General features: G+C 72.6%; 16 protein-coding genes. 9 read left to right on the top strand and 7 right to left on the bottom strand.

Annotation, left to right across the window (positions count from 1 at the left end; all coding sequences use genetic code 11):
- Window positions 1-6: 6 nt before the first annotated feature.
- From DEI98_RS07445 to DEI98_RS07435, 3 genes are all read right to left on the bottom strand, one after another.
- Window positions 7-429: an organic hydroperoxide resistance protein gene (locus tag DEI98_RS07445; RefSeq protein ID WP_071406102.1), complete on the bottom strand. Its 423-nt coding sequence runs from the start codon at window positions 427-429 to the stop codon at window positions 7-9.
- Between the two features lie 101 nt (window positions 430-530).
- Window positions 531-1,013 carry a MarR family winged helix-turn-helix transcriptional regulator gene (locus tag DEI98_RS07440; RefSeq protein WP_181437975.1) on the bottom strand — a complete coding sequence of 161 codons (483 nt, stop codon included), beginning with the start codon at window positions 1,011-1,013 and terminating at the stop codon, window positions 531-533.
- A 36-nt stretch (window positions 1,014-1,049) separates the two neighbouring features.
- Window positions 1,050-2,612 carry a Mur ligase family protein gene (locus tag DEI98_RS07435; RefSeq protein WP_111100374.1) on the bottom strand — a complete coding sequence of 521 codons (1,563 nt, stop codon included), beginning with the start codon at window positions 2,610-2,612 and terminating at the stop codon, window positions 1,050-1,052.
- 124 nt (window positions 2,613-2,736) lie between these two features.
- Here DEI98_RS07435 and mvk point away from each other — a divergent pair, with 124 nt between their 5' ends.
- Genes mvk through DEI98_RS07410 form a run of 5 tightly spaced genes read left to right on the top strand, consistent with a single transcriptional unit; the run spans window position 2,737 to window position 8,011 of the window.
- Window positions 2,737-3,720, top strand: a complete 984-nt coding sequence (gene mvk, locus DEI98_RS07430) for a mevalonate kinase (RefSeq protein ID WP_111100373.1) — start codon at window positions 2,737-2,739, stop codon at window positions 3,718-3,720.
- Window positions 3,714-4,715: a diphosphomevalonate decarboxylase gene (mvaD, locus tag DEI98_RS07425; RefSeq protein ID WP_111100372.1), complete on the top strand. Its 1,002-nt coding sequence runs from the start codon at window positions 3,714-3,716 to the stop codon at window positions 4,713-4,715. Before mvk ends, mvaD begins: the two co-directional genes overlap by 7 nt.
- Window positions 4,712-5,794, top strand: a complete 1,083-nt coding sequence (locus tag DEI98_RS07420) for a phosphomevalonate kinase (RefSeq protein ID WP_071406100.1) — start codon at window positions 4,712-4,714, stop codon at window positions 5,792-5,794. Before mvaD ends, DEI98_RS07420 begins: the two co-directional genes overlap by 4 nt.
- Complete coding sequence (locus tag DEI98_RS07415; protein ID WP_071406099.1) at window positions 5,787-6,851, top strand: hydroxymethylglutaryl-CoA reductase; 1,065 nt, start codon at window positions 5,787-5,789, stop codon at window positions 6,849-6,851. Before DEI98_RS07420 ends, DEI98_RS07415 begins: the two co-directional genes overlap by 8 nt.
- Entirely contained in the window at window positions 6,848-8,011 is a 1,164-nt protein-coding gene (locus tag DEI98_RS07410; protein WP_111030738.1) for a hydroxymethylglutaryl-CoA synthase, read from the top strand. Before DEI98_RS07415 ends, DEI98_RS07410 begins: the two co-directional genes overlap by 4 nt.
- A gap of 172 nt (window positions 8,012-8,183) precedes the next feature.
- Here DEI98_RS07410 and DEI98_RS07405 read toward each other — a convergent pair whose 3' ends face one another.
- Window positions 8,184-9,167, bottom strand: coding sequence for an SRPBCC family protein (locus DEI98_RS07405; protein ID WP_111100461.1), 984 nt, complete (start codon window positions 9,165-9,167; stop codon window positions 8,184-8,186).
- Entirely contained in the window at window positions 9,167-9,550 is a 384-nt protein-coding gene (locus tag DEI98_RS07400) for a helix-turn-helix transcriptional regulator (protein WP_111100371.1), read from the bottom strand. Before DEI98_RS07400 ends, DEI98_RS07405 begins: the two co-directional genes overlap by 1 nt.
- A 79-nt stretch (window positions 9,551-9,629) precedes the next feature.
- Here DEI98_RS07400 and DEI98_RS07395 point away from each other — a divergent pair, with 79 nt between their 5' ends.
- The 4 genes from DEI98_RS07395 to DEI98_RS07380 are packed head-to-tail and all read left to right on the top strand — an operon-like array spanning window position 9,630 to window position 12,586.
- Entirely contained in the window at window positions 9,630-10,097 is a 468-nt protein-coding gene (locus DEI98_RS07395; RefSeq protein WP_111100370.1) for a hypothetical protein, read from the top strand.
- A complete protein-coding gene (locus DEI98_RS07390) occupies window positions 10,097-11,002 on the top strand; it encodes a hypothetical protein (protein WP_111100369.1) in 906 nt (301 codons plus the stop codon). Before DEI98_RS07395 ends, DEI98_RS07390 begins: the two co-directional genes overlap by 1 nt.
- A gap of 4 nt (window positions 11,003-11,006) precedes the next feature.
- Window positions 11,007-12,182: a S9 family peptidase gene (locus DEI98_RS07385; RefSeq protein ID WP_111100368.1), complete on the top strand. Its 1,176-nt coding sequence runs from the start codon at window positions 11,007-11,009 to the stop codon at window positions 12,180-12,182.
- Window positions 12,183-12,190: 8 nt separating this feature from the next.
- Entirely contained in the window at window positions 12,191-12,586 is a 396-nt protein-coding gene (locus DEI98_RS07380) for an ATP-dependent DNA ligase (RefSeq protein ID WP_071247046.1), read from the top strand.
- A 400-nt stretch (window positions 12,587-12,986) separates the two neighbouring features.
- On the opposite strand, the gene DEI98_RS07375 is transcribed toward DEI98_RS07380, so the two are convergent.
- Window positions 12,987-14,777, bottom strand: a complete 1,791-nt coding sequence (locus tag DEI98_RS07375; protein WP_111100367.1) for a sulfite reductase subunit alpha — start codon at window positions 14,775-14,777, stop codon at window positions 12,987-12,989.
- The gene (locus DEI98_RS07370) at window positions 14,774-20,359 is read right to left on the bottom strand and encodes a glutamate synthase-related protein (RefSeq protein WP_111100366.1); all 5,586 of its coding nucleotides are present in this window, start codon (window positions 20,357-20,359) and stop codon (window positions 14,774-14,776) included. The genes DEI98_RS07375 and DEI98_RS07370 overlap by 4 nt, the downstream gene beginning before the upstream one ends.
- Between the last annotated feature and the right edge of the window lie 71 nt (window positions 20,360-20,430).

Below are 20,430 nucleotides of genomic sequence, written 5' to 3'. Positions count from 1 at the left end.
CATGGGTCAGTCCTCCGAGACGACGATGGTGACGTCGATGTTGCCGCGGGTCGCGTTCGAGTACGGGCAGACCTGGTGGGCCGCGTCGGCGAGGGCCTGGGCCTGGTCGTGCTCCAGGCCGGGGATGACGACCTCGAGCATGACGGCGAGCTGGTAGCCACCGTTGCCGTTCGGGCCGATCGACACGCGACCGCCGACGGACGAGTCGGTGATCTTCACCTTCTGGCTGCGGGCGACGCCCTGCAGTGCGGAGTGGAAGCAGGCGGCGTAGCCGGCGGCGAAGAGCTGTTCGGGGTTGGCGCCGTTGCCGGAGCCACCCATCTCCTTCGGGATGGCGAGGTCGAACTCGACCGTGCCGTCGCTCGTGGCGACGTGGCCGTTGCGGCCTTCGCCGGTGGCCAGGGCCTCGGCGGTGTAGAGGGTTTCCATGGGGTTCCTTCCTTGTGGGGCGGATCGTGAAGTTCGGGGGTGTGCGGCGTGCTCTCGCGCTCAACGACAGTTCACGGGCGCACGTGGCCGTGCGGTGTCGCTCAGCGCGAAACGGCGCCAGCGCCAGCGCCAGCGCCGGTGGTGTCGCGCTCGGGGTCGGCCGCCGCGTGCATCGTCTCGGTCAGCCGGTGCAGCGTCGCGATGAGCTCGGCGGCGGCACGTTCGTCGGCCAGGCCCATGCCTGCGGCGATCCGCGCGGGGATGCCGCTCAGCTCGGACCGCAGTTCGCGGCCTCGGTCACCGACGGTCACCGTGACGACGCGCTCGTCGGTGCTGCGGCGCTCGCGGCGGACCAGGTCGCTCTGCTCCATGCGGCGGAGCAGCGGCGAGAGGGTGCCGGAATCGAGCTGCAGGTGTTCCCCGAGGCTCGAGACGGTCTGGTCGCCCTCGACCCACAGGGTGACGAGCACCAGGTACTGCGGGTACGTCAGACCCCAGGGTTCGAGCATCGTGCGGTACGCCTGCGTGGTGGCGCGGGACGCCGCGTAGAGGGAGAAGCACACCATCTCGTCGGTCACGGGCATGCGTCCAGACTGTCACGCAACCCAGTTGTGTGCAACCTACATCGACGGTTCGCAGGCGAGCTCACAGCGGGCGACGGGCAGGTGGCCCACCTCGGCGAGTGCGGCCTGGGCATCCCGGAACGACGAGTAGGGCACGTGCACCCCGCGGACGTCCCGGTAGTCGGTCAGGCCCGGACCGGCCCAGTACACGACCCCGTCGTCACCGACCTCGGCGATCACCCGGCGGATCGCCCGCGCCGGGTCCGGCTCCTCGACGACCAGCGCGTCGTGCCCGCTCGTGCGCGCACCGTCGAGGATCGCCGCCCGGATCGGGGCCGGGTCCTCGAACCGCGGGTGGTGGTCGGCCACGATGACGACATCGGCCGCCTCGGCCGCCACCGCGCCCATCGCCGACCGCTTGCTCGGGTCCCGGTCGCCGTCCGCCCCGAGGACGATCCCGACCCGGCCCGGTGCGAACGCCCGCACCGCCTGCAGGCTCTTCGCGAACGCGTCCGGGGTGTGCGCGAAGTCCACGAAGACCCGGGGGCCGGTCGCCGCCGATGCGTCCGCCATCCGCCCGGGGACGACGACGTCGAGACGACCATCGGTCGCGTCGAGCAGGGCCGCGACGCGCACGCCGGCAGTCGCGAGCATCGCCACCGCCAGCCCCGCGTTCGCCGCCATGTGCACGCCGAGCAGCGGGAGGTCGAGGTCGAACGTCGTGCCGTCCGGTGCGGTCACGGTCGACCGGGTGCCGTCGGGCCGCTGCTCCCGCACCAGGACGGTCCAGTCGGCCCCGGCCGCGGGGTCGGTCGAGATCGTCGTGACCGGGACCGTCGCCCGCTCGACGATCCGGCGACCGGCGGGGGAGTCGAGCGACACCACACCGGCGCGCGACCGAGCCGGTGTGAACAGCAGGGCCTTGGCCGCCAGGTAGTCGTCCATGTCCGCGTAGTCGTCGAGGTGGTCGTGTGACAGGTTCGTGAACCCCGCCACGTCGAACACGACGCCGTCGGTGCGGTGGCGGGAGAGGCCCTGCGCACTCACCTCGAGCGCGGCACCGTCGACCCCGCCTTCGGCGGCGCGTGCCAGGAACGCGTGCAGTTCCGGGGCCTCCGGTGTCGTCAGCGCACTCGGCAGCGACTCGTCGTCGACACGGCGCTCCACCGTGCTGCTGATCGCCGACCGCCACCCGAGCCGACGCATCAGGGCGTCGAGCAGGTGCACCGTCGAGGTCTTGCCGTTCGTGCCGGTCACTCCGAACAGCGGGAACGGCAGCGACTCCGTGCCGGCGAGGAGCCGTGCGACGGCGCCCAGGCGTGCACGGACCTCCGGCACCACGACGACCGGCAGCCCGCTCCGTCGCGCCGCGGCCTGCCCGTCGGGGTCCGTCAGCACCGCGGCGGCACCGGCGTCGCGCGCCACCTCGGCGTACTGCGCGCCGTGTGCGACGCGGCCGGGGAGCGCGGCGAACAGCATCCCCGGCCGGAGCTCGTCGGTGGCGAGCGCCAGGCCGGCCACCGGGACCGCGCCGGCACCGGGACCGTCGACACCGAGCGCTCGGGCGAGCACGTCGAGTCGGACCGGGCGCGGCCGGTCCGGTCGGAAGGCGTGCGGCATCGCGGCTCCTCGTCGTGGGCGGACCCCGATGGTGCGCCGTGCTCCCGGAACGGCGTCCCAGGTCCGCCCGCAGCGCACGACGAACACGCCGACGACCCGGACGGTTAGGCTGACGTGACCCAAGATGAGCAGCAGCGACCTCGACACCACCACGACCCCCGGCAACGGATCGGCGTCGTCCCACGGCAAGACGATCCTGATCGGTGAGCACGCCGTGGTCTACGGCGCACCCGCTCTCGTCCTGCCGGTGCTCGACGCACGGGTCGTGGCGACGGTCACCCCGGTCGCCGCCGACGCCGAGCAGCCCGGTCACAGCCTGCAGTCGACCGTGCACACCGGCCCCCTCGACCTCGCACCCGCGGCCGTGATGCCGACCGTCACCGCCGTCACCGCGACCCTGCGCCACTTCGGGGTCACCGACCGCCACTTCCACGTCCGGGTCGACAGCGAGGTCCCGACCGCCCGCGGCATGGGCTCGAGTGCCGCGGTCGCCGCCGCCGTGACCGCCGCCGTCGCCGACGCCCTGGGCGAGACCCTCGACGTCGAGACCCACCACGAGCTCATCCAGGAGTGCGAACGCGTCGCCCACGGCCGACCGTCCGGCCTCGACGCCCGGGGCGTCGTCGCGTCCGCGCCGGTCTGGTTCGAGGGCGGGCAGATCGAACCCGTCACGCTCGGCGCCCGGTTCACCTTCGTCGTCGCGGACACCGGCGTTCCCGGGCACACCCGCGAGGCCGTCTCGGCCGTCCGCGCCCGCCACGACCAGGACCCGGTCGGTGTCGGCGCCGTGATCGACCGGATCGGTGCGCTCGCCCGTCGGGCACGGGGGACACTCGAGGACGGCGATGCCCAGGCTCTGGGTGCCACCATGGACGCCGCGCACGACCTGCTCAGCACACTCGACGTGTCGAGTGACGACCTGGACCGGCTCGTCGACGCCGCACGTGCTGCGGACGCCCTCGGCGCGAAGCTCACCGGCGGCGGGCGGGGCGGGTGCGTCCTCGCGCTCGCCGCGGACGACGACCACGCGGACCGCATCGCGGCCGCACTCCGCGGCGCAGGGGCCGCAGCCACCTGGACCACCACGATCGGAGCCCGCGCTTGCTGACAGCCACCGCCGTCGCGCACCCCAACATCGCCCTCGTCAAGTACTGGGGGAAGGCGGACGCGCAGCTCGCGCTGCCCGCCACGGGCAGCGTGTCGATGGGGCTCGACGTGTTCCCGACGACGACCACCGTCACGGTGGACGGCGGACGGGAGGCCCGTGACGCGTTCACGCTGAACGGTCACGTCGTCGACGACGGTGCGCTGGTGCGCGTGCAGCAGTTCCTCGACCTGGTGCGCGAGCTCGCCGGGTCGTCCGATCGGGCGTCGGTGGTGTCCGAGAACACCGTCCCGACCGGTGCCGGGCTGGCCTCGAGCGCGTCCGGCTTCGCCGCCCTGGCGACCGCGGCGGCCGCGGCCTACGGCCTCGACCTGTCGCCGCGCGACCTGTCCCGTCTGGCCCGTCGCGGTTCCGGCTCGGCCACGCGCTCGATCCCCGGCGGTGTCGCCGTCTGGCACGCCGGCGACGACCAGGGCTCCTTCGCCGAGCCGATCCCCGCCCCGCCGATGGCCATGGTCGTGGTCACGATCGACGCCGGCCCGAAGCCGATCGGGTCCCGCGAGGCCATGCGCCGCACCATCGCGACGTCGCCCTTCTACCCGGCCTGGGTGACCTCCACCACCGAGACCGTCGGCGACATGCTCACGGCCTGCGCGGCCGGCGACTTCACCCGCATCGGCGAGATCACCGAGAGCAACGCGCTCCGCATGCACGCGACGATCGAGGGCGCGTTCCCGCCGATCCGCTACCTCAACGCCCGCAGCGTCGCCGTGTTCGACGCCGTCGCCGAGCTGCGTGCCGGCGGCACCGAGGCCTACGCCACGGCCGATGCGGGCCCGAACGTCGTCGTGCTCACGAAGCCGCAGGACCGGGCGGCCGTCGCCGGGGCGCTCGCGTCGCTGGGGGACGTCATCGAGTCCGGCACCGGACCTGCCGCGCGGGTGCTCCGCTCCGAAGAGATCGGGAGCAATCCCGACCAGAAGGAGTCCGCGCAGTGATCGAGTTCCGTGCACACGGCAAGCTGTTCGTCGCCGGCGAGTACGCCGTCGTCGAGCCGGGCCAGCCGTCCGTCCTGATCGCCCTCGACCGCGCCATCACGGCGAAGGTGCGCGAGGGCCACGGCGCGGGCAGCGTGCACTCCGAGGAGTACGGGCACCTGCCGCTCACGTGGACCCGTGCCGAGGACGGCCTGGCGCTCGACCGTGAGCACCACCCCTACGACTACGTGATGGCCACGATCGACCTGGTCGAGAAGCTCCGCGCCGAGCACGGCATCGCCCCGCGGTTCCACGACCTGCGCATCGAGAGCCAGCTCGACGACGCCAGCGGCCGGAAGTTCGGACTCGGGTCCTCGGCCGCGGTCACCGTCGCCACCGTCGGTGCCCTCGACCGCTTCTACGGCATCGGCCTGACGCAGCGCCAGCGCTTCCAGGTCGCGCTGCTCGCCACCATCCGGGTGAACCCCCGGGCCTCCGGTGGCGACCTCGCCGCGAGCACGTTCGGCGGCTGGCTGCGCTACAGCGCCCCCGACCGCGAGCGCCTCGCCGCGATGCTCGGCGACCACGCCGTTTCCGCGATCCTGACCGACGCCGACGCGTGGGACGGCTTCGACGTCCAGCGGTTGCCCGCCCCCGAGAACCTGCAGCTGCTCGTCGGCTGGACCGGCTCGCCCGCGTCCACCACGAAGCTCGTCGACGTGGTGCGTCGGCACCGCAACGGCGGGTACCAAGCGTTCCTCGACGAGAGCCGCAGCGCCGTCGACGACCTGACCACGGGCCTCCAGACCGGCGACGCCGAGCGCACGCTCGGTGCCCTCCGACGCGCCCGTGGTCTGCTGCAGCGTCTCGGCGACTCGGTCGGGTCGAAGATCGAGACCGAGCGTCTCGCGACCCTGTGCGACGTCGTCGAGGCGGCGGGCGGGGCGGCGAAGCCGTCCGGTGCCGGCGGCGGCGACTGCGGCATCGCGCTCGTCCCGGCGGACACCGACCCCGCCGGCATCCACCGCGCCTGGGAGGCGCACGACATCAGACACCTCAGCGTCGCGGTGCGAGCACCAGAAGGAGCCCTCGATGAGTGACCTGCTCACACCGATCCCCACCAAGTGGGTCGGCCCGATCCGCGTCAGCGGCAACGCCGTGCAGGGGGAGCACGAGGTCCCCCTCGCCACCTACGAGTCGCCGCTCTGGCCGTCCGTCGGCCGCGGCGCCCGCATCTCGCGCATGGTCGAGGACGGCATCGTCGCGACCGTCGTCGACGAGCGCATGACCCGCTCCGTCGTGGTCCGCGCCGACAGCGCCGCAGCAGCCCACGTCGCCGCGGGGCAGATCCTCGCGCGCCAGGACGAGCTCGCCGCGATCGTGTCCGGACAGAGCCGGTTCGCCAAGCTCATCGAGGTGCACCCGGAGATCGTCGGGGACCTGCTGTTCCTGCGCTTCGCGTTCACCACCGGCGACGCCTCCGGCCACAACATGGTCACGCAGGCGGCGGACAAGCTGCTGCCGGCGATCCTGGACTGGCAGCCGGGCCTGCGGTACGTCTCGGTCTCGGGCAACTTCTGCACCGACAAGAAGGCCACCGCGGTGAACGGCATCCGTGGCCGCGGCCGCAACACCATCGCCGAGATCGTGATCCCCGGCGAGGTCGTCGAGAAGCGCCTGCGGTCGAGCACCGCGCGCATCGTCGAGCTGAACATCGCGAAGAACCTGATCGGGTCGACGATCGCCGGGGCCATCCGCTCGGCGAACGCGCACTACGCGAACATGCTGCTCGGCTTCTACCTGGCCACCGGGCAGGACGCCGCCAACATCGTCGAGGGCTCGCAGGGCATCACGAGCGCCGAGGACCGCGACGGCGACCTGTACTTCGCGACCTCGCTGCCGCACCTGATCGTCGGCACGGTCGGCAACGGCAAGGGCGGGGACCTGCCCGTCGTCGAGGACGCTCTGGTGCGCCTCGGTTGCCGCGAGGACCGCGAGCCGGGCGGGAACGCCCGCCGCCTCGCCGCCCTGTGCGCCGCGACCGTCCTGTGCGGGGAGCTCTCGCTCCTCGCCGCACAGACCAACCCGGGGGAGCTGATGGCCGCCCACGTCGCCATGGAACGCCGCGGCACGAAGCCCGCAGGGGGTGCCGCATGACCGGCGTCGGCATCCACGACATCGCGATCGCGACCGGGCACCACGTGCTCGAGCTCGACGACCTGGCCGAGCGGCTCGGCGTCGACCCGGCGAAGTACCACGTCGGCATCGGGCAGGACGCCTTCAGCGTGCCCGCGCCCGACGAGGACATCGTCACGATGGGCGCCGCCGCCGCGAAGGAGCTCATCGACCGGCACGGCGTCGAGGGCATCCGCACGGTGCTGTTCGCCACCGAGTCCGGCGTCGACCAGTCGAAGGCCGCCGGCGTGTACGTGCACGGCCTGCTCGGGCTGCCGAAGGCCGTCCGCGTGGTCGAGCTGAAGCAGGCCTGCTACGGCGGGATGGCCGCGGTGCAGCTCGCCCTCGGCATCGTCGCGCGCGCCCCGCACGAGCGGGTGCTCGTCATCGCCGCCGACGTCGCCCGGTACGACGTCGACACCCCTGCCGAGCCGACGCAGGGTGCCGGTGCCGCCGCGATCCTGGTGTCCGCCGACCCCGACCTGATCGAGATCGAGCCGGCGGCGGGCGTCTACACGGCGGACGTCGACGACTTCTGGCGCCCGAACGACCGCTCCACCGCACTGGTCGACGGTCGGCTCTCGGTGAGCGCGTACGTCAACGCGTTCGTCGGTGCCTGGGACGACCTGACGGAACAGGGCGGCCCGGCGTACGACGACATCGCCCGGTTCGTGCACCACCAGCCCTTCACCAAGATGGCGATCAAGGCGCACCGCAAGCTCACGCAGCACGTCGGCGCACCGTTCGACGAGGCCGACCTGGCGATCGGGTTCACCTACAACCGGCAGACCGGCAACACCTACACGGCGTCGCTCTGGATCGGGCTCGCAGCACTGCTCGACCTGGACGACGACCTGGCGGGGGAGCGGCTCGGCCTGTTCAGCTACGGCTCCGGCAGCGTCGGTGAGCTCATCACCGGTACCGTCCGGCCCGACTACCGCGAGCACCGCCGTGCGGGTCGCGTGCGGTCGCTGCTCGAGGCGCGGGTCCCGCTGACGGTCGACGCGTACCGCGCGCTGCACGCCGCGGGTGCCGCCACCAGCGAGGACGTCGAGCGTCCGCGGGTCACGACCGCGCCGTTCCGCTTCGCGGGCGTGCGCGGCGGCGCGCGGCACTACGAGGCGTCGGCGCAGCCGGAGTAGCCGGCCTGCGCCCACCAGCCCCTCGCGAAAGCGACAGATCCCCGCGGAACATCCGCGGGGATCTGTCGCTCTCGGGGACCGGACCCGGATCGTGCGCCGGGATCTGTCGCTTGCTCGGGACGGACGGGAGGCCCGTGGCGGCGTCGCCACGGGCCTCCCGTCCGTCTGCTGGTCACGCTGCGGACAGGACCTCGCGTTCCAGCCGCTGGTAGCTGGCCTCCATGCCCTCCGTCATGCCGGTCGCGAGGATCATGTCCCGCTGTTCCCGGTCCGGGTAGGTGATGAGCAGCGTCATGAGCGTGACGCCGTCGTCCTCGTCGAACTGCAGGTCGTTCGTGTTCGGTGGGAAGGGCGCCCCGGTCATGCGCTCGGTCGACACCATCCGGCGTTCGGGTTCGACGACGAGGTTCTCGCCCTCGAACCCGAAGGGTTCGCCCTCGGTGTCACCCGTCGGCGCCCAGGCCTGCCGGAACGCGCCGCCCGGGGTCAGGTCGTTCTCGTACACCGTCATCTCCCACCCGTCGGGGCCGAGCAGCCACCGGCGCACCAGGTCGGGCTCGGTGTGCGCGCGCCAGAGCAGGTGCCGTGGCGCCGCGAACGCCCGGGTGATCCGGACGTGGGTGTCGTCGAGGACCTCGGTCTCGGTGCCCGCACCGAGGGCCCACTCGCGCAGGTCGGCGAGCACCCGGTCGAGCTGGCCGAAGGCCTGCTGGTAGCCCTCGAGCATGCCCATCTCGAGCATCGCGTCGAGGTCGGCGCTCGAGGCGAACGAGGACACCACGGTGACCCGCGAGCCGTCGTCCGCCGGCCCGAACGACAACACGGTCTCGCTGGTGGGGAGCGACTCGTCGACCGTGCCCTCCGGGTCGGTGAACAGGTCGCGGAAGACGATGCGACGGTGCTCGTCGACCTCGGTGACCTGCCACACGGCGTGGAACCGCTCGCCCTGCGGAGACGTCATCCGGTAGTCGGCCCGGCCGCCGGGGCGCAGGTCGAACGTCGTGAAGGTCGCGGGGAACCCGGGCGGTCCCCAGAACCGCTCGAGCTGGCGTGGGTCGGCGAAGGCGGCCCAGAGGCGTTCGACGGGGACGGGGAACTCGGCGACGAGGGTCATCGAGAGGGTGTCGGGATCGGTGTGGACGGACGTGGTGGGCATCATCGCTCCTGGTGTCGTCGGGTGTCGTCTGGTGCTGGGTGTCCGGACGCGTCGCCGTCGAGCACGTCGCCGAGGCGGTCCATCCGGGTGTGCCAGAGGCGGCCGTAGGCGTCGAGGAGCGCACGGATCCGGTCGAGCTGCTCCGGCTCGGCGCGCACGATGCGGGTGCGGCCGCGGGCCTCCTTGCTCACGAGTCCGGCTCCTTCGAGGACGGCGACGTGCTTCTGGACGGCGGCGAACGACATCGAGTAGGCGTCCGCGAGCTCGCTCACGGACGACGACCCGACGAGCGTGCGCCGGACGATGTCGCGACGGGTCGCGTCGGCCAGTGCGTGGAACACCCGGTCGACCTCGGCGTCGGACAGTTCGATTCGTACAACCATTTGGTTGTAGGTTACGTCCGGCCGGTCTCGTCCACAAGGGGGACCTGCCGGTAGTCTTGCCGCGGAGATCGGAGGGGCGATGGCGGAGCAGCTGGGTGCGTCCGGTGCCGTCCGTGCCCTCGTCGCCACCCTGCCCCGTGCGCCACAGCTGTCCGACGTGGTGACCTGCGTCGGTCGGATGGTCGGCAAGCCCACGCGCGTCGTCGACGTCGACGGCCCGAGCTGGGGTCCGCTCACCGCGCTCGTGTCGCAGTTCGAGCACGAGAACCTGGTGCTCGTACCGGCCGACGCGCCGCCGCTCTACCGCATGCACTGCGTGCTGCACGAGCTCGGGCACCTGGTGCACGGCGACGTCGGCACCCCCACCCCGTCGTCGGTCGCCGAGTTCGCCGCCGGGGGCCACTTCTGCCGTCGCGCGCTCGACGCCGACTCCGGGCTCGTGAGCATCTCCGACGACGACGAGCACTTCGCCGAACGGTTCGCCTACGAACTCGCGACGGTCCTGCTCGCCGGGGCCACGGGCGCGGACGAGCGGGCCTACGGCTGATGGCCGTCCTGCACGCCGCGGCCTTCTGGTTCGCGGCGCTGATCTTCCTCGCCCGCACGCCGTACGTGCTGCGGAACCCCCGTGGTCGGGCGGCCTGGGGCGCCACCGGCGTCGGGGCGCTCGGGCTCCTGACCCTCGGCAGCGTCGTGCCGCAGCCGGTGCTCGACGGAGCCCTGGGCGGTTCGAACCTCATCAACCTGGTGCAGAACGTCTGCGCGACCGTTGCGTTCTGGCTGATGCTGCGCGCGAGCACCGACGACCTGCCGGAGCGCCCGGTGCTCGCCAGGCCGGCGGCGCTGCTCGTCGTGGTCGTGGCGTTCACGGTGCCGTTCCTGCTGGTCGAGGAGCGCGGCGGGACCGACTTCCACTTCATCGTGCGCGAGATCGAGCAGACCCCGATGTGGCTCTACGGGACGGTGTACATGGTGGGCGTGGGACTGATCGCCGCGACGACCCTGCGCCGTGGCGTGCTGCAGAACCCGGTGGCGCTCGTGGTGTTCCGCGTCGGGCTCGCCCTGGTCGTCGTGGCGAGCGTCGACGAGGTCGCCTCGCTCACCGCCGACCACTTCGGGCTCTTCCCGGCCGGGGTGCGGGACGGCCTGCGCCTGGCCTTCGACCCGCCGTTCTACCTCGGCATCGTGCTCATCGTCGTGGCGATGGCCTCGCTGACGTTCCGGCGGTGGGGCCGTGACCTGCGACACCGCGGGCACCACCGGCGCCTGCGGCGCATCGCCCGTCGGCACGCGGTGCGGGCGGTCGAGCGGCCGGGGGACCCGCAGGCCCGGACCTACGACCTGGTCATCGCGATCCGCGACGCCGAGGTGCAGGGCCGGACCCTCGACGACGCCGAACTCGCGCAGGTGCGGTCGGCGGAACGGACCCTGACCCGGAGCCTCGGAGGATGACGGCGTGACGATCGTGTGGTGGGTGCTCGGAGCGCTCGTGGTGCTGGTGGCGGTGTGCCTGGTCGGCCTGGTGGTCCTGGTCGTCCTGCGGAAGGTCGTCGGCAGGATCGTGCTGCCCGGTGGCGACCGGTGGACGCCCGTGCTCGAGTCCGACGCGGACTCCGTCCGCCTGCCGATCACCGACGACACCGTGCGGCCGGGGGAGTACGGGCTGTGGCACGACGGCCCGGGGCACACCACCGTCGGGCCGGTGCTCGAGGTCGACGAAGCCGCCGGGTTCGTGCGCCGGGCCGTGGTGCGGACGACCGGCGCGGTGTCGTCGCGGGTGCGGTGGAGCGGGCACGTGCACCCGGACCCGGCGGCGATGGAGGTCGACTGGTCCGAGGTGTCGCTGCCGACGCCGGTGGGGCCGGCGCCCGCGTGGGTGGTGCGGCCGGGGCCCGGCGGCGCTGGGCGCCCCGACCCCGTGGCCGCCCGCACCTGGGCCGTCCACGTCCACGGGATCCGGACGACCCGGGTCACCGCGCTCCGGACCGTCCCCGCGGCGCTCGAACTCGGCTGGACCTCGATCGTCCCGTCGTTCCGCGGCGACGGCGAGGCGCCGTGGGAGGGCCGGGCCTCACACCTCGGAGCCCGCGAGTGGGCGGACGTCGAAGTGGCGCTCGACCACGCCGTCGCGAACGGCGCCGAACGGCTCGTCATCGTGGGGTGGTCGATGGGCGCGACGATCACGCACGAGCTCCTCGCCCGCTCGGCGCACCGCGACCGCCTGGCTGGGATCGTGCTCGTCGCCCCGGCACTGGACTGGGCCGTCACCGTCAGGTCCCAGGCCCGCCGCGCGGGACTGCCGGGTTTCGTGGTGCGTGCTGCCCTCGGGGCGATGGCGACGCCGGTCCTCTGCCGGACGGTGGGGCTGCGGTCGCCGGTCGACGTGCGCGCGCTGTCCTGGTTGCGCGCACCCCGGCCGCTGCCACCGACCCTGCTCATCCACTCCACCGGCGACACCACGGTGCCGTTCTCGGCCAGTCAGGAGTTCGCTGATGCCCACCCCGGCACCGTGACACTGGCGGTCAGCGAGCCGGCCGAGCACGCCTGGGAGCGCAACGTCGACGCGGTCTGGTTCGACCGCACCATCACGAACTGGGCGTCCGGCCTCGCGCACACCGGAGCGCAGGAGTAGAAGGAGCCATGGGGCAGCTCATCTACGACGGCCGACCGCTCGACCTGCGGATCGACGACCGCGCGCTCACGCACCTGCAGATCGTCATCGTCAACATGCTCCGGCGTGACCACCGCTTCGCGTTCTCGTGGAAGGACGACGTCGTCCACGGCAACGGTCGCAGCACGATCTGGCTGCACCCCAACGTGAGCCTGCACTTCAAGTTCACCGGCAGCCGGGTGCCGTCGATCAACCGCAGCTGGCTCGAGGACCTCTACGCCTCGGCTACCTCGGGATCGGGGCTCGTGCTGACGCCGGAGCCGGCGGACACCAGCACGGCGGCCGACTCGGCGTGGTCGCGGGCGGTGGCACCAGGCGACGCGGACGACGCCTCGGGGACACCGAGCGGGAGCACCGCGCGCTGATCCCGGCGCGGTAGCACAGCGGGCTGATCCGGGTCAACGGGTTCCGCTCGAACTCCGCACCTCGTACGGTTTCCGTACCGCGGTTCGCTGTCGTCCCCCTGCACCAGCCTGCTCGGGCGCCGGTGCTGGCAGTGTCCGCGGCAGGAGGGGAACCCGAACAGCCCGTGACGCACAGCGAGTCCGGTGCCGACCAACCACCGGTGACCGAGACGAGCGAGGGACGTGAGTCCCGGATCAGGGGACTCCCTGCTCGGGTCACCGACGCCACGCGTCGGTGATGCGTGCGTCACGCTGCAGGGCCCGCCGGTCCGCCCCCATCGACCGGCGCTCCTCCGGGACCGCCCCGGCCATCGGATTCGGGTTCCGTGGCCGGGGCGGACTCATCAGATCTGCACGCGGCTCAGTAGACGTCGCGCACGTACCGCTTCGCGCGGCGCATGTCGGCCAGGTACGCCTGCGCGTCGTCCTCGCCGCGCCCGCGTCCGGTCCGGATGACCTGGAGCAGCGCGGCCTCGACGTCCTTCGCCATGCGTGAGGCGTCGCCGCAGACGTACACGTGGCCGCCGTCCTCGAGCCAGGCGAACAGCTCCGCCGACCGCTCGAGCATCCGCGTCTGCACGTAGACCTTCTCGGCCTGGTCGCGCGAGAACGCCAGGTCGAGGCGGTCGAGCACGCCCTGTTGCTGCAGCTCGGTGAGCTCGTCCTGGTACACGAAGTCGGTGTCCCGGTGCTGGTCACCGAAGAACAGCCAGTTGCGCCCCGTCGCCCCGGACACCGCGCGCTCGTGCAGGAACCCGCGGAACGGCGCGACTCCGGTGCCCGGTCCGATCATGATCATCGGGGCCGACTCGTCCGCCGGTACCCCGAACGACGCGTTCGGCTGCAGGTAGACGTCGACGGTGCCGTCCGGGTCGACCCGGTCGGCCAGGAACGTCGACGCGACTCCCGCGTACATCCGGTGCGGGTTGCCGTAGCGCACCGACGCGATGGTCAGGTGGATGCGGTCCGGGTGCGCCAGCGGGCTCGACGAGATCGAGTACTGCCGCGCCTGCAGCGGCCGCAGGTTCGGCAGCAGCTCGTCGAGTCCCGGGGCGGCCGGTCCGGCGTCGCGGAGCAGGTCGAGGACGTCGCGTCCCCAGAGCCAGCGGTCCAGCTCGTGCTTGTCGCCGTGCGCCACGACGGCCGCGAGCTCGCTCGACGGCGCGCGCTGCACCAGGTCGGCGATGAGGTCCTTCGAGGGCGTCCGGATCTCACGGTCGGTCCGCAGGACCTCGGTGATCGGCCGGCCGTCGAACGCCTCGCCGCCGTTCGCGCCGACCTGCTCGAGCATGTCCGCCACGAAGACCTCGTCGTTCACGGGCACGACCGCCAGGGCGTCGCCGGCCGCGTACTCGATGCCCGAGTCACCGAGGTCGAACTCGTAGTGCCGGATCTCCTTCGCGCTGCGCGGCGAGGAGAGCAGCCGGTTCTCGACCAGGCGTGACGGGTACGGGTTGCGCTTGTTCCACTGCGACCCCGGCCGGGAGGCACGGCTCGCGCCCGCCCCGCCGGTCGCGGCGGCACCGTCGCCGGCACCACCGCCCGTGGTCGCGCCGGGTGCAGCCGTCGCGCCGGCCTCGGCGGCGAGGCGGTCGAGGACCGCCGCGGTCCACAGCGCGGCCGGGTCCTCGAAGTCGACGTCGCAGTCGACGCGGTCGTGGATCCGGGTCGCGCCGAGCTGCTCGAACCGGGTGTCGAGGAGCTTTCCGGCCTGGCAGAACTCGTCGTAGCTCGTGTCGCCGAGGCCCAGGACGGCGTACTGCAGCCCCTCGAGCCGCGGCACGGTGCTCGCCTGGATCGCGTCCCAGAACAGCCCGGCGTTGTCGGGCATCTCGCCCTCGCCGTAGGTCGAGGTGACGACGAGCACGTGCGACATCTCGGCGAGCTGCTCTGGGGTGACGGCGTCGAGCGCACTGGCACGACCGCCGAGTCCGCGGGCCTTCGCGCCGGCGACGAGCTCGTCGGCCAGGAACTCGGCGTTGCCGGTCTGGGTGCCGAAGAGCACGTCGATCGTCGTCGTGGGCGCGCTGGCCGCGACCTTCTTGCCGGCGGCGGCGATGCCCGCGATGAACCCGGCGAGCCAGGACTCCTGGGCGGCCGAGAACGGTGCGTCGACGGGGATCAGCGACCCGGTCGGGGGGAGCAGGCTCACGCGGTCACCGCCTCGGTCGGCGCCTGCGGTGCACGGCGGGCGATGTCCTCGAGCGCCGCGGTAGCGAGCAGCTCGTCGAAGCGGGCTTCGCGGACGCGGCCGTCGTTCTTGGCGTTCTGGTGCATGATCCACCCCGTGGTGCCCGGCGCGTCCATGCTGCGGTTGTTCCGCTGCGTGAGCGCGCGCTTGTAGTCGTCGAGCCGCTTGATCGCGATGAGCGTCGCGAGCTGGTCGTCGGCGAACCGGTCGAGCGTGCCGCGCAGGTACTTCACGACGCGCTGCTTGACGGAGAAGTCCTCGGTGAGCACGAGGTTCTTGACGGCCTCGGCCACTCGCGGGTCGGCGCTGCCGAGCGCACCCGGGACGCGCTCGAGGGCGACGTCCTGGGCGACCCCGAGCACCGTGTACGACGACAGCAGCGAGAACATGTCCTCGCCCTGGTCGCCGAGCGCCGGGGCACGGCCGTCGAGCACCGTGCGCTGGTCGCGGTAGTCGAGCTTGAACGCGCGGAGCTTGTCGGTGGCGATGGAGGTCGCGAGCTCGTCGAGGAGCTCGGGCCGGGTCGCCGCCGCGAGGATCTCGCCGGCGTCCTGCGTGAGCAGCAGGGCACGCGGCATGCCGACGTACACGTGCGCGCGGGCGGTGTCCCACTCGGCGAGCAGCCGCTCGGCCAGGGCCGAACCCGTCGCCTCGAGGTGCCACTCGAGCAACAGGCGGGCGGCAGCCTCGTGGAACGCACCGCGCTCGGTGTCGGTGACCGGGAACACCAGGAGCGAGTCCGTGCTGGCACGCTCGGCGACCTGGCCGGAGGGGTCGTACTGGTACAGGAACCCGCCGGACATGCCGTTGCCGAGGCCCTTGCCGAACGCACCGAGGTTGAACACGGCGCCGCCGGTCATGTACTCGCAGCCGAAGTCGCCGAGGCCCTCGACCACGGCGGTCGCGCCGGAGTTGCGGACGGCGAACCGGTCGCCGGCCTCCCCTTCGACGAAGGTGCGGCCGCCGGTGGCCCCGAACAGTGCGAAGTTGCCGACCAGCACGTTGCCGCCCTGTTCGGCGCTGCCGCCACCGGGCGCGCGGACGATGATCCGTCCGCCGCTCTGGCTCTTGCCGACGCCGTCGTTCGCGGTGCCGGTGTGCTCGAGCACGACGCCGTCGTTGTTGAAGACCCCGTAGGACTGCCCGGCCGAGCCCTGCGTGCGGATCGTGACCGCGCCGTCCACCAGTCGGCGGCGTCCGCGGTCGTCCGTCGTCACGGCGGGCAGCCCCTGCACGTCCTCGGCGCGGAGCTCGTGGTTGAGCAGACGCTCGAGGTCGATGCCGAGCTGGCCGCCGACCGACTTGTCGGCGTTGCCGAGCAGCACGCCGTGCACGAGCACGTGCTCCTGCGCGTGGTCGACGAGGGCGGTGCGGACGCGCTCGAGCAGGGCGTCGTCGGTGTGGAAGTCCTTCTCCAGGTACTCCGGGTCAGCGACGACCTTCTCGGGCACCTGGGCGAGCAGGGCACGGGCGTCGAGCCGGCCGACGCTCGCCGGGTGGTCCAGGAGCTGCAGCAGGTCGGTCCGGCCGCGGGCCTCGCGCAGGGAGCGCAGGCCGAGCCGGGCCAGGATCTGCCGCACGTCGTGGGCGATGTTGAGCAGGTACTGCGCGAGCGCGCGGGGGTCGCCCTCGAACGCCTCGGCGTTCGTGGTCAGGCCCGCCGGGCACTTCACGTTGCAGTTCTTCGCCATCACGCAGCCGAGCATCATGAGCGCGGTCGTGCCGAACTCGAAGCTGTCGCCGCCGAGCAGGGCGCTCGTGACGACGTCGCTGCCGGTCTGGTGCGCACCCGAGCAGCGGAGCGTGACCTTCTGGCGCAGGCCGTTCGCGACCAGGGCCTGGTGCACCTCGGCGACGCCGATCTCCGCGGAACGGCCGGCGTACTTCAGGCTGGTGACGGCCGCAGCGCCCGTGCCGCCGGTGTTGCCGGCGACGTTGATCACGTCGGCGCCGGCCTTCGCGACGCCGACCGCGATGGTGCCGATGCCCTCGGACGAGACGAGCTTCACGATCACCCGGACGCGGGCGGCCTTGCAGTCGTGGATGAGCTGCGCGAGGTCCTCGATCGAGTAGGTGTCGTGGTGCGGCGGCGGCGAGATCAGCTCGACGCCGGGCGTGCCACCGCGGGCCGCGGCGATGTCCACCGTGACCTTGGGTGCGGGCAGCTGGCCACCCTCGCCGGGCTTCGCGCCCTGGCCGATCTTGATCTCGAGCTCCTCGAGCATGGGGTCGGCGAGGTAGCCGGCCCAGATGCCGAACCGGCCCGAGGCGAACTGCTTGATGCGGGAGCCGCGGATGGTGCCGTAGCGGGAGTGGTGCTCGCCGCCCTCACCGCTGTTCGACATGCCGCCGACCATGTTCGTGCCGTGTGCGACGGCCTCGTGGGCGGTGGCGACGAGCGCGCCGTGGCTCATCGCACCGGACGCCAGGGTCCGGGTGATCTCGTGGGCCGGCTGCACCTCGTCGAGCTCGACGCTCGCCGGGGCGCTCTGCAGCAGCGCGAGCAGGGCGACGGCCGCACCGGTGGCGCGGAGCGTCACCCCGGTGTCGTCGACGGCGTCGACGTCGATCTGTCCGGGGTGGAGCAGCGCGAGGCCATCCGCCAGGGCCGCGTGGCGCAGTGCACCCGTGGTCCCCGTCGACGTGAGCTCCAGGCGGAACCGCTCCGTGCCTCCCGGCAGGTCCTGGTCGTCCGACGGACGCGAGCCGGAGAGCCCGCGCACGGTGACGCTGGCGTTGCCGCTCGTCGAGAAGCGGCCGAGCTCGCGGGCGAAGTCCTCGGCCGTGTCGATGCCGGTGACGTCGGCGGGCAGCGCGAGCACGTCGCGGAGCGCGGCGGGGCGGCGGGATCGCTCGTCGTGGGTCGTCTGCAGGAACGTGACGTAGCCCGGCGTGATGCGGTGCGCGTCGATCTCGGCGTCGCTCAGCCGGTCGTACCCGGTGTTCCGGTACGCGGCGTCGGTGATGCCGAACGAGTCGTCGAGCTGGCCGAGCGTGAGCAGGCGCAGCGCGTCGGAGTCGCCGGAGCGTTCGAAGGCCGGGCGCTCCTCGGTCATGCCGCCGAACCCGCGGACGCTCGCGACGCCGAAGGAGTGGCCGGCACCGTCGGAGCGTTCCTTGAACAGCCCGAGCAGCGGGACCTGGCCCTCGGACGCCACCGAGCGGGCACGCTCGTGCCAGTCCGTCGCCGCCTGTGCGATGCGCGCGAAGCCGACGCCGCCGACCGGTGCCTGCATGTGCGGGAAGATCCGCGCGAGCACGTCATCGCCGGTGTCGAGGTAGTTCGGCTCGAAGAACTCGCCACCGATGTAGCTCTCGGCGGTGCACAGGCCGACGCGGCCCATGGTCTTCGCCAGGGCCTTCTCGGCGGCCTTGCGGAACTGCTTGAGTGCCAGGTCGGTCGCGGTCAGCTCGCCGGCGGGTGCGGGTGCGGCGGGGTACTTCTCCTCCGCACGCAGCCGAGCGCTCAAGCTGTACACAGCGGCGGCACCGAAGCCCAGCGCGGTCGCGACGTGGTGTGACGATGGCAGCTGACCGCTCTCCGCGACGACGGACACCCGCAGGCGCAGACCGGTCTCGATGAGCCGCTGGTTGACGGCGGCCACGGCCAGGATCACGGGGAGGGGCGCATGGGTCGACGACACCTCGCGGTCGGTCACGACCGCGATCCCGCCACCGCGCGCCGCGAACGCCTCGATTGCGTCGCACAGGGCGTCCAGCGCGCCGCGCATCGCGTCGGCGTTGGCCTGCTCGTCGGCGGGCACCGGCACGTAGAGCATGTCGAAGCGCTCGAGCGGCACGATGTCCTGCTCGCGCAGGCGCACCATGTCGAGGTGCCCGAGGATCGGCGACTGCACGACGAGCTGACGCCCCGTGGTGCCCGTGCCGTCCGGCGCGGTGCTGTCCAGCTTCGGGCCGAGGGCGACGCGCATCGACATCCCGTCGGCCTCGCGGATCGAGTCGAGCGGCGGGTTCGTCACCTGGGCGAAGCGCTGCGAGAAGTACTTCGCCATGCCGCCCTCGGTGTCGCTCAGGGCGTTGATCGCGTTGCCGTAGCCCATCGCCGAGATGCGCTCCGACCCGTTCTGCAGCATCGGGTCGAGCATGAACCGGAAGCTCTCCTGGTTCAGCGAGTACGCCACGTACCGACCCGCGAGCGACAGGTCGCCGTCGTAGCCCAGGGTGGACGTCGTGCGCTCGTAGTCCGGAGCGGGCACGTCGTCCAGGTTCACGCGGGCGGCGTCGAGCAGGGTGCCGTAGTCACGGCGGCCCGCGAGCATGTGCAGCACCTCGCCCGTATGCATGCGGGTGCCGGTGCGGTGGTCGACGACGAGCATGCCGCCGGCCTCGATGCGGCCGCGGTGCACGACCTCGTCGGCGTCGAACTCGACCTGGCCGGCCTCGGACGACACCATCAGGTACTCGGCCGTCTCGACGGTGCGCAGCGGGCGCAGGCCCAGGCGGTCGAGGCGGGCGCCGACGACGTCGCCGTCGCTGAAGATCACGGCGGCGGGGCCGTCGTTCTTCTCCTCGTACAGCGAGAAGTACTCGAGCATGTCCCGGACGTCCGGCGTCAGCGTGCGGTCGTTCTCCCACGCCGGCGGCATGAGCGAGACCACGGCCTCGACGATCTCGAGCCCGTCGTCGAACACGCGGCTCTGCAGGGTCTGGTCGAGTCGGCTCGAGTCCGACTGGCCGGGCGGACGCACGATGCTCCGGGTGCGGGCCCGCGCGAGCGCCTCGTCCGACAGCCGGTTCTTGCGGTCGGTGTTCAGCTCGCCGTTGTGCGCCATCAGGCGGAACGGCTGCGCCATCGTCGGGTGCGGCTCGGTGTTCGTCGAGAACCGGGTGTGGAAGTACAGCGTCCGCACCGAGTGCCGGGGGTCGCGCAGGTCGGTGAAGTACCCGATCACCTCGCCGGAGTTCAGCCGGCCCTTCAGGATCTGGGTCCGGGCGCTGAGCGACAGCGGGTACAGAGCGGCGTGCTCGGCGCGCTCGGCGGCTGCCTGGGCGTAGGAGACCGCCTCGATGGCGAGCAGGGCGCGGTTCGCGGCGGCGTCGACCTCGGTGCGGTCCCAGTCGGACGGAGCACGGAAGACCCACTGCACGATCGGCAGCTGGTACTGCTCGGCCTCGGGGCGCGCGACCGAGTGGTCCACCGGGACGTCACGGACCAGCAGCAGCTCGAAGCCCTCGGCCGTGATGGCGTCCGTGACGGTCTGCTCGGCACGGGCGCGCTCGTCGGTGCCGTCCGCTCCGTCGCTGCTCGGCACGAAGCAGTTCGCGACGCCGAAGTGCCCGGCGCGCAGCTGCTCGCCGGTGATGGCGCTGAAGAACTCCACCGACAGGTCGATGCTGACGCCTGCGCCGTCACCGACACCCTCGGCGGACTTGCCGCCGCGGTGCGGGATGGAGCACAGCGCTTCGTCGCCCTTGCGGATGACGTCGTGGCTCGGCGTCCCGTCGAGACGGGTGATGAAACCGACGCCGCAATCGCTCGATTCGCGGGCAGGGTCGTAGAGACCGAAAGAGGTGGGGTTCACGTGCGGGTCCAGTGGGGCGTTGCCGGCAGCGGACGGCGCGGGCTGCATCGATGGAGCGCTCGCCGCGGGCA

This window comes from Curtobacterium sp. MCLR17_034 (assembly GCF_003234485.1).
Lineage (GTDB): Bacteria > Actinomycetota > Actinomycetes > Actinomycetales > Microbacteriaceae > Curtobacterium > Curtobacterium flaccumfaciens.
This window is presented reverse-complemented; position numbering and strand designations above follow the sequence as displayed.

What these genes read in the sequence shown, in the direction of transcription:
- DEI98_RS07445 (WP_071406102.1), bottom strand. Translation starts at nt 429, where the DNA reads ATGGAAACCCTCTACACCGCCGAGGCCCTGGCCACCGGCGAAGGCCGC.
- DEI98_RS07440 (WP_181437975.1), bottom strand. Translation starts at nt 1,013, where the DNA reads ATGCCCGTGACCGACGAGATGGTGTGCTTCTCCCTCTACGCGGCGTCC.
- DEI98_RS07435 (WP_111100374.1), bottom strand. Translation starts at nt 2,612, where the DNA reads ATGCCGCACGCCTTCCGACCGGACCGGCCGCGCCCGGTCCGACTCGAC.
- mvk (WP_111100373.1), top strand. Translation starts at nt 2,737, where the DNA reads ATGAGCAGCAGCGACCTCGACACCACCACGACCCCCGGCAACGGATCG.
- DEI98_RS07415 (WP_071406099.1), top strand. Translation starts at nt 5,787, where the DNA reads ATGAGTGACCTGCTCACACCGATCCCCACCAAGTGGGTCGGCCCGATC.
- DEI98_RS07410 (WP_111030738.1), top strand. Translation starts at nt 6,848, where the DNA reads ATGACCGGCGTCGGCATCCACGACATCGCGATCGCGACCGGGCACCAC.
- DEI98_RS07405 (WP_111100461.1), bottom strand. Translation starts at nt 9,167, where the DNA reads ATGCCCACCACGTCCGTCCACACCGATCCCGACACCCTCTCGATGACC.
- DEI98_RS07400 (WP_111100371.1), bottom strand. Translation starts at nt 9,550, where the DNA reads ATGGTTGTACGAATCGAACTGTCCGACGCCGAGGTCGACCGGGTGTTC.
- DEI98_RS07395 (WP_111100370.1), top strand. Translation starts at nt 9,630, where the DNA reads ATGGCGGAGCAGCTGGGTGCGTCCGGTGCCGTCCGTGCCCTCGTCGCC.
- DEI98_RS07390 (WP_111100369.1), top strand. Translation starts at nt 10,097, where the DNA reads ATGGCCGTCCTGCACGCCGCGGCCTTCTGGTTCGCGGCGCTGATCTTC.
- DEI98_RS07380 (WP_071247046.1), top strand. Translation starts at nt 12,191, where the DNA reads ATGGGGCAGCTCATCTACGACGGCCGACCGCTCGACCTGCGGATCGAC.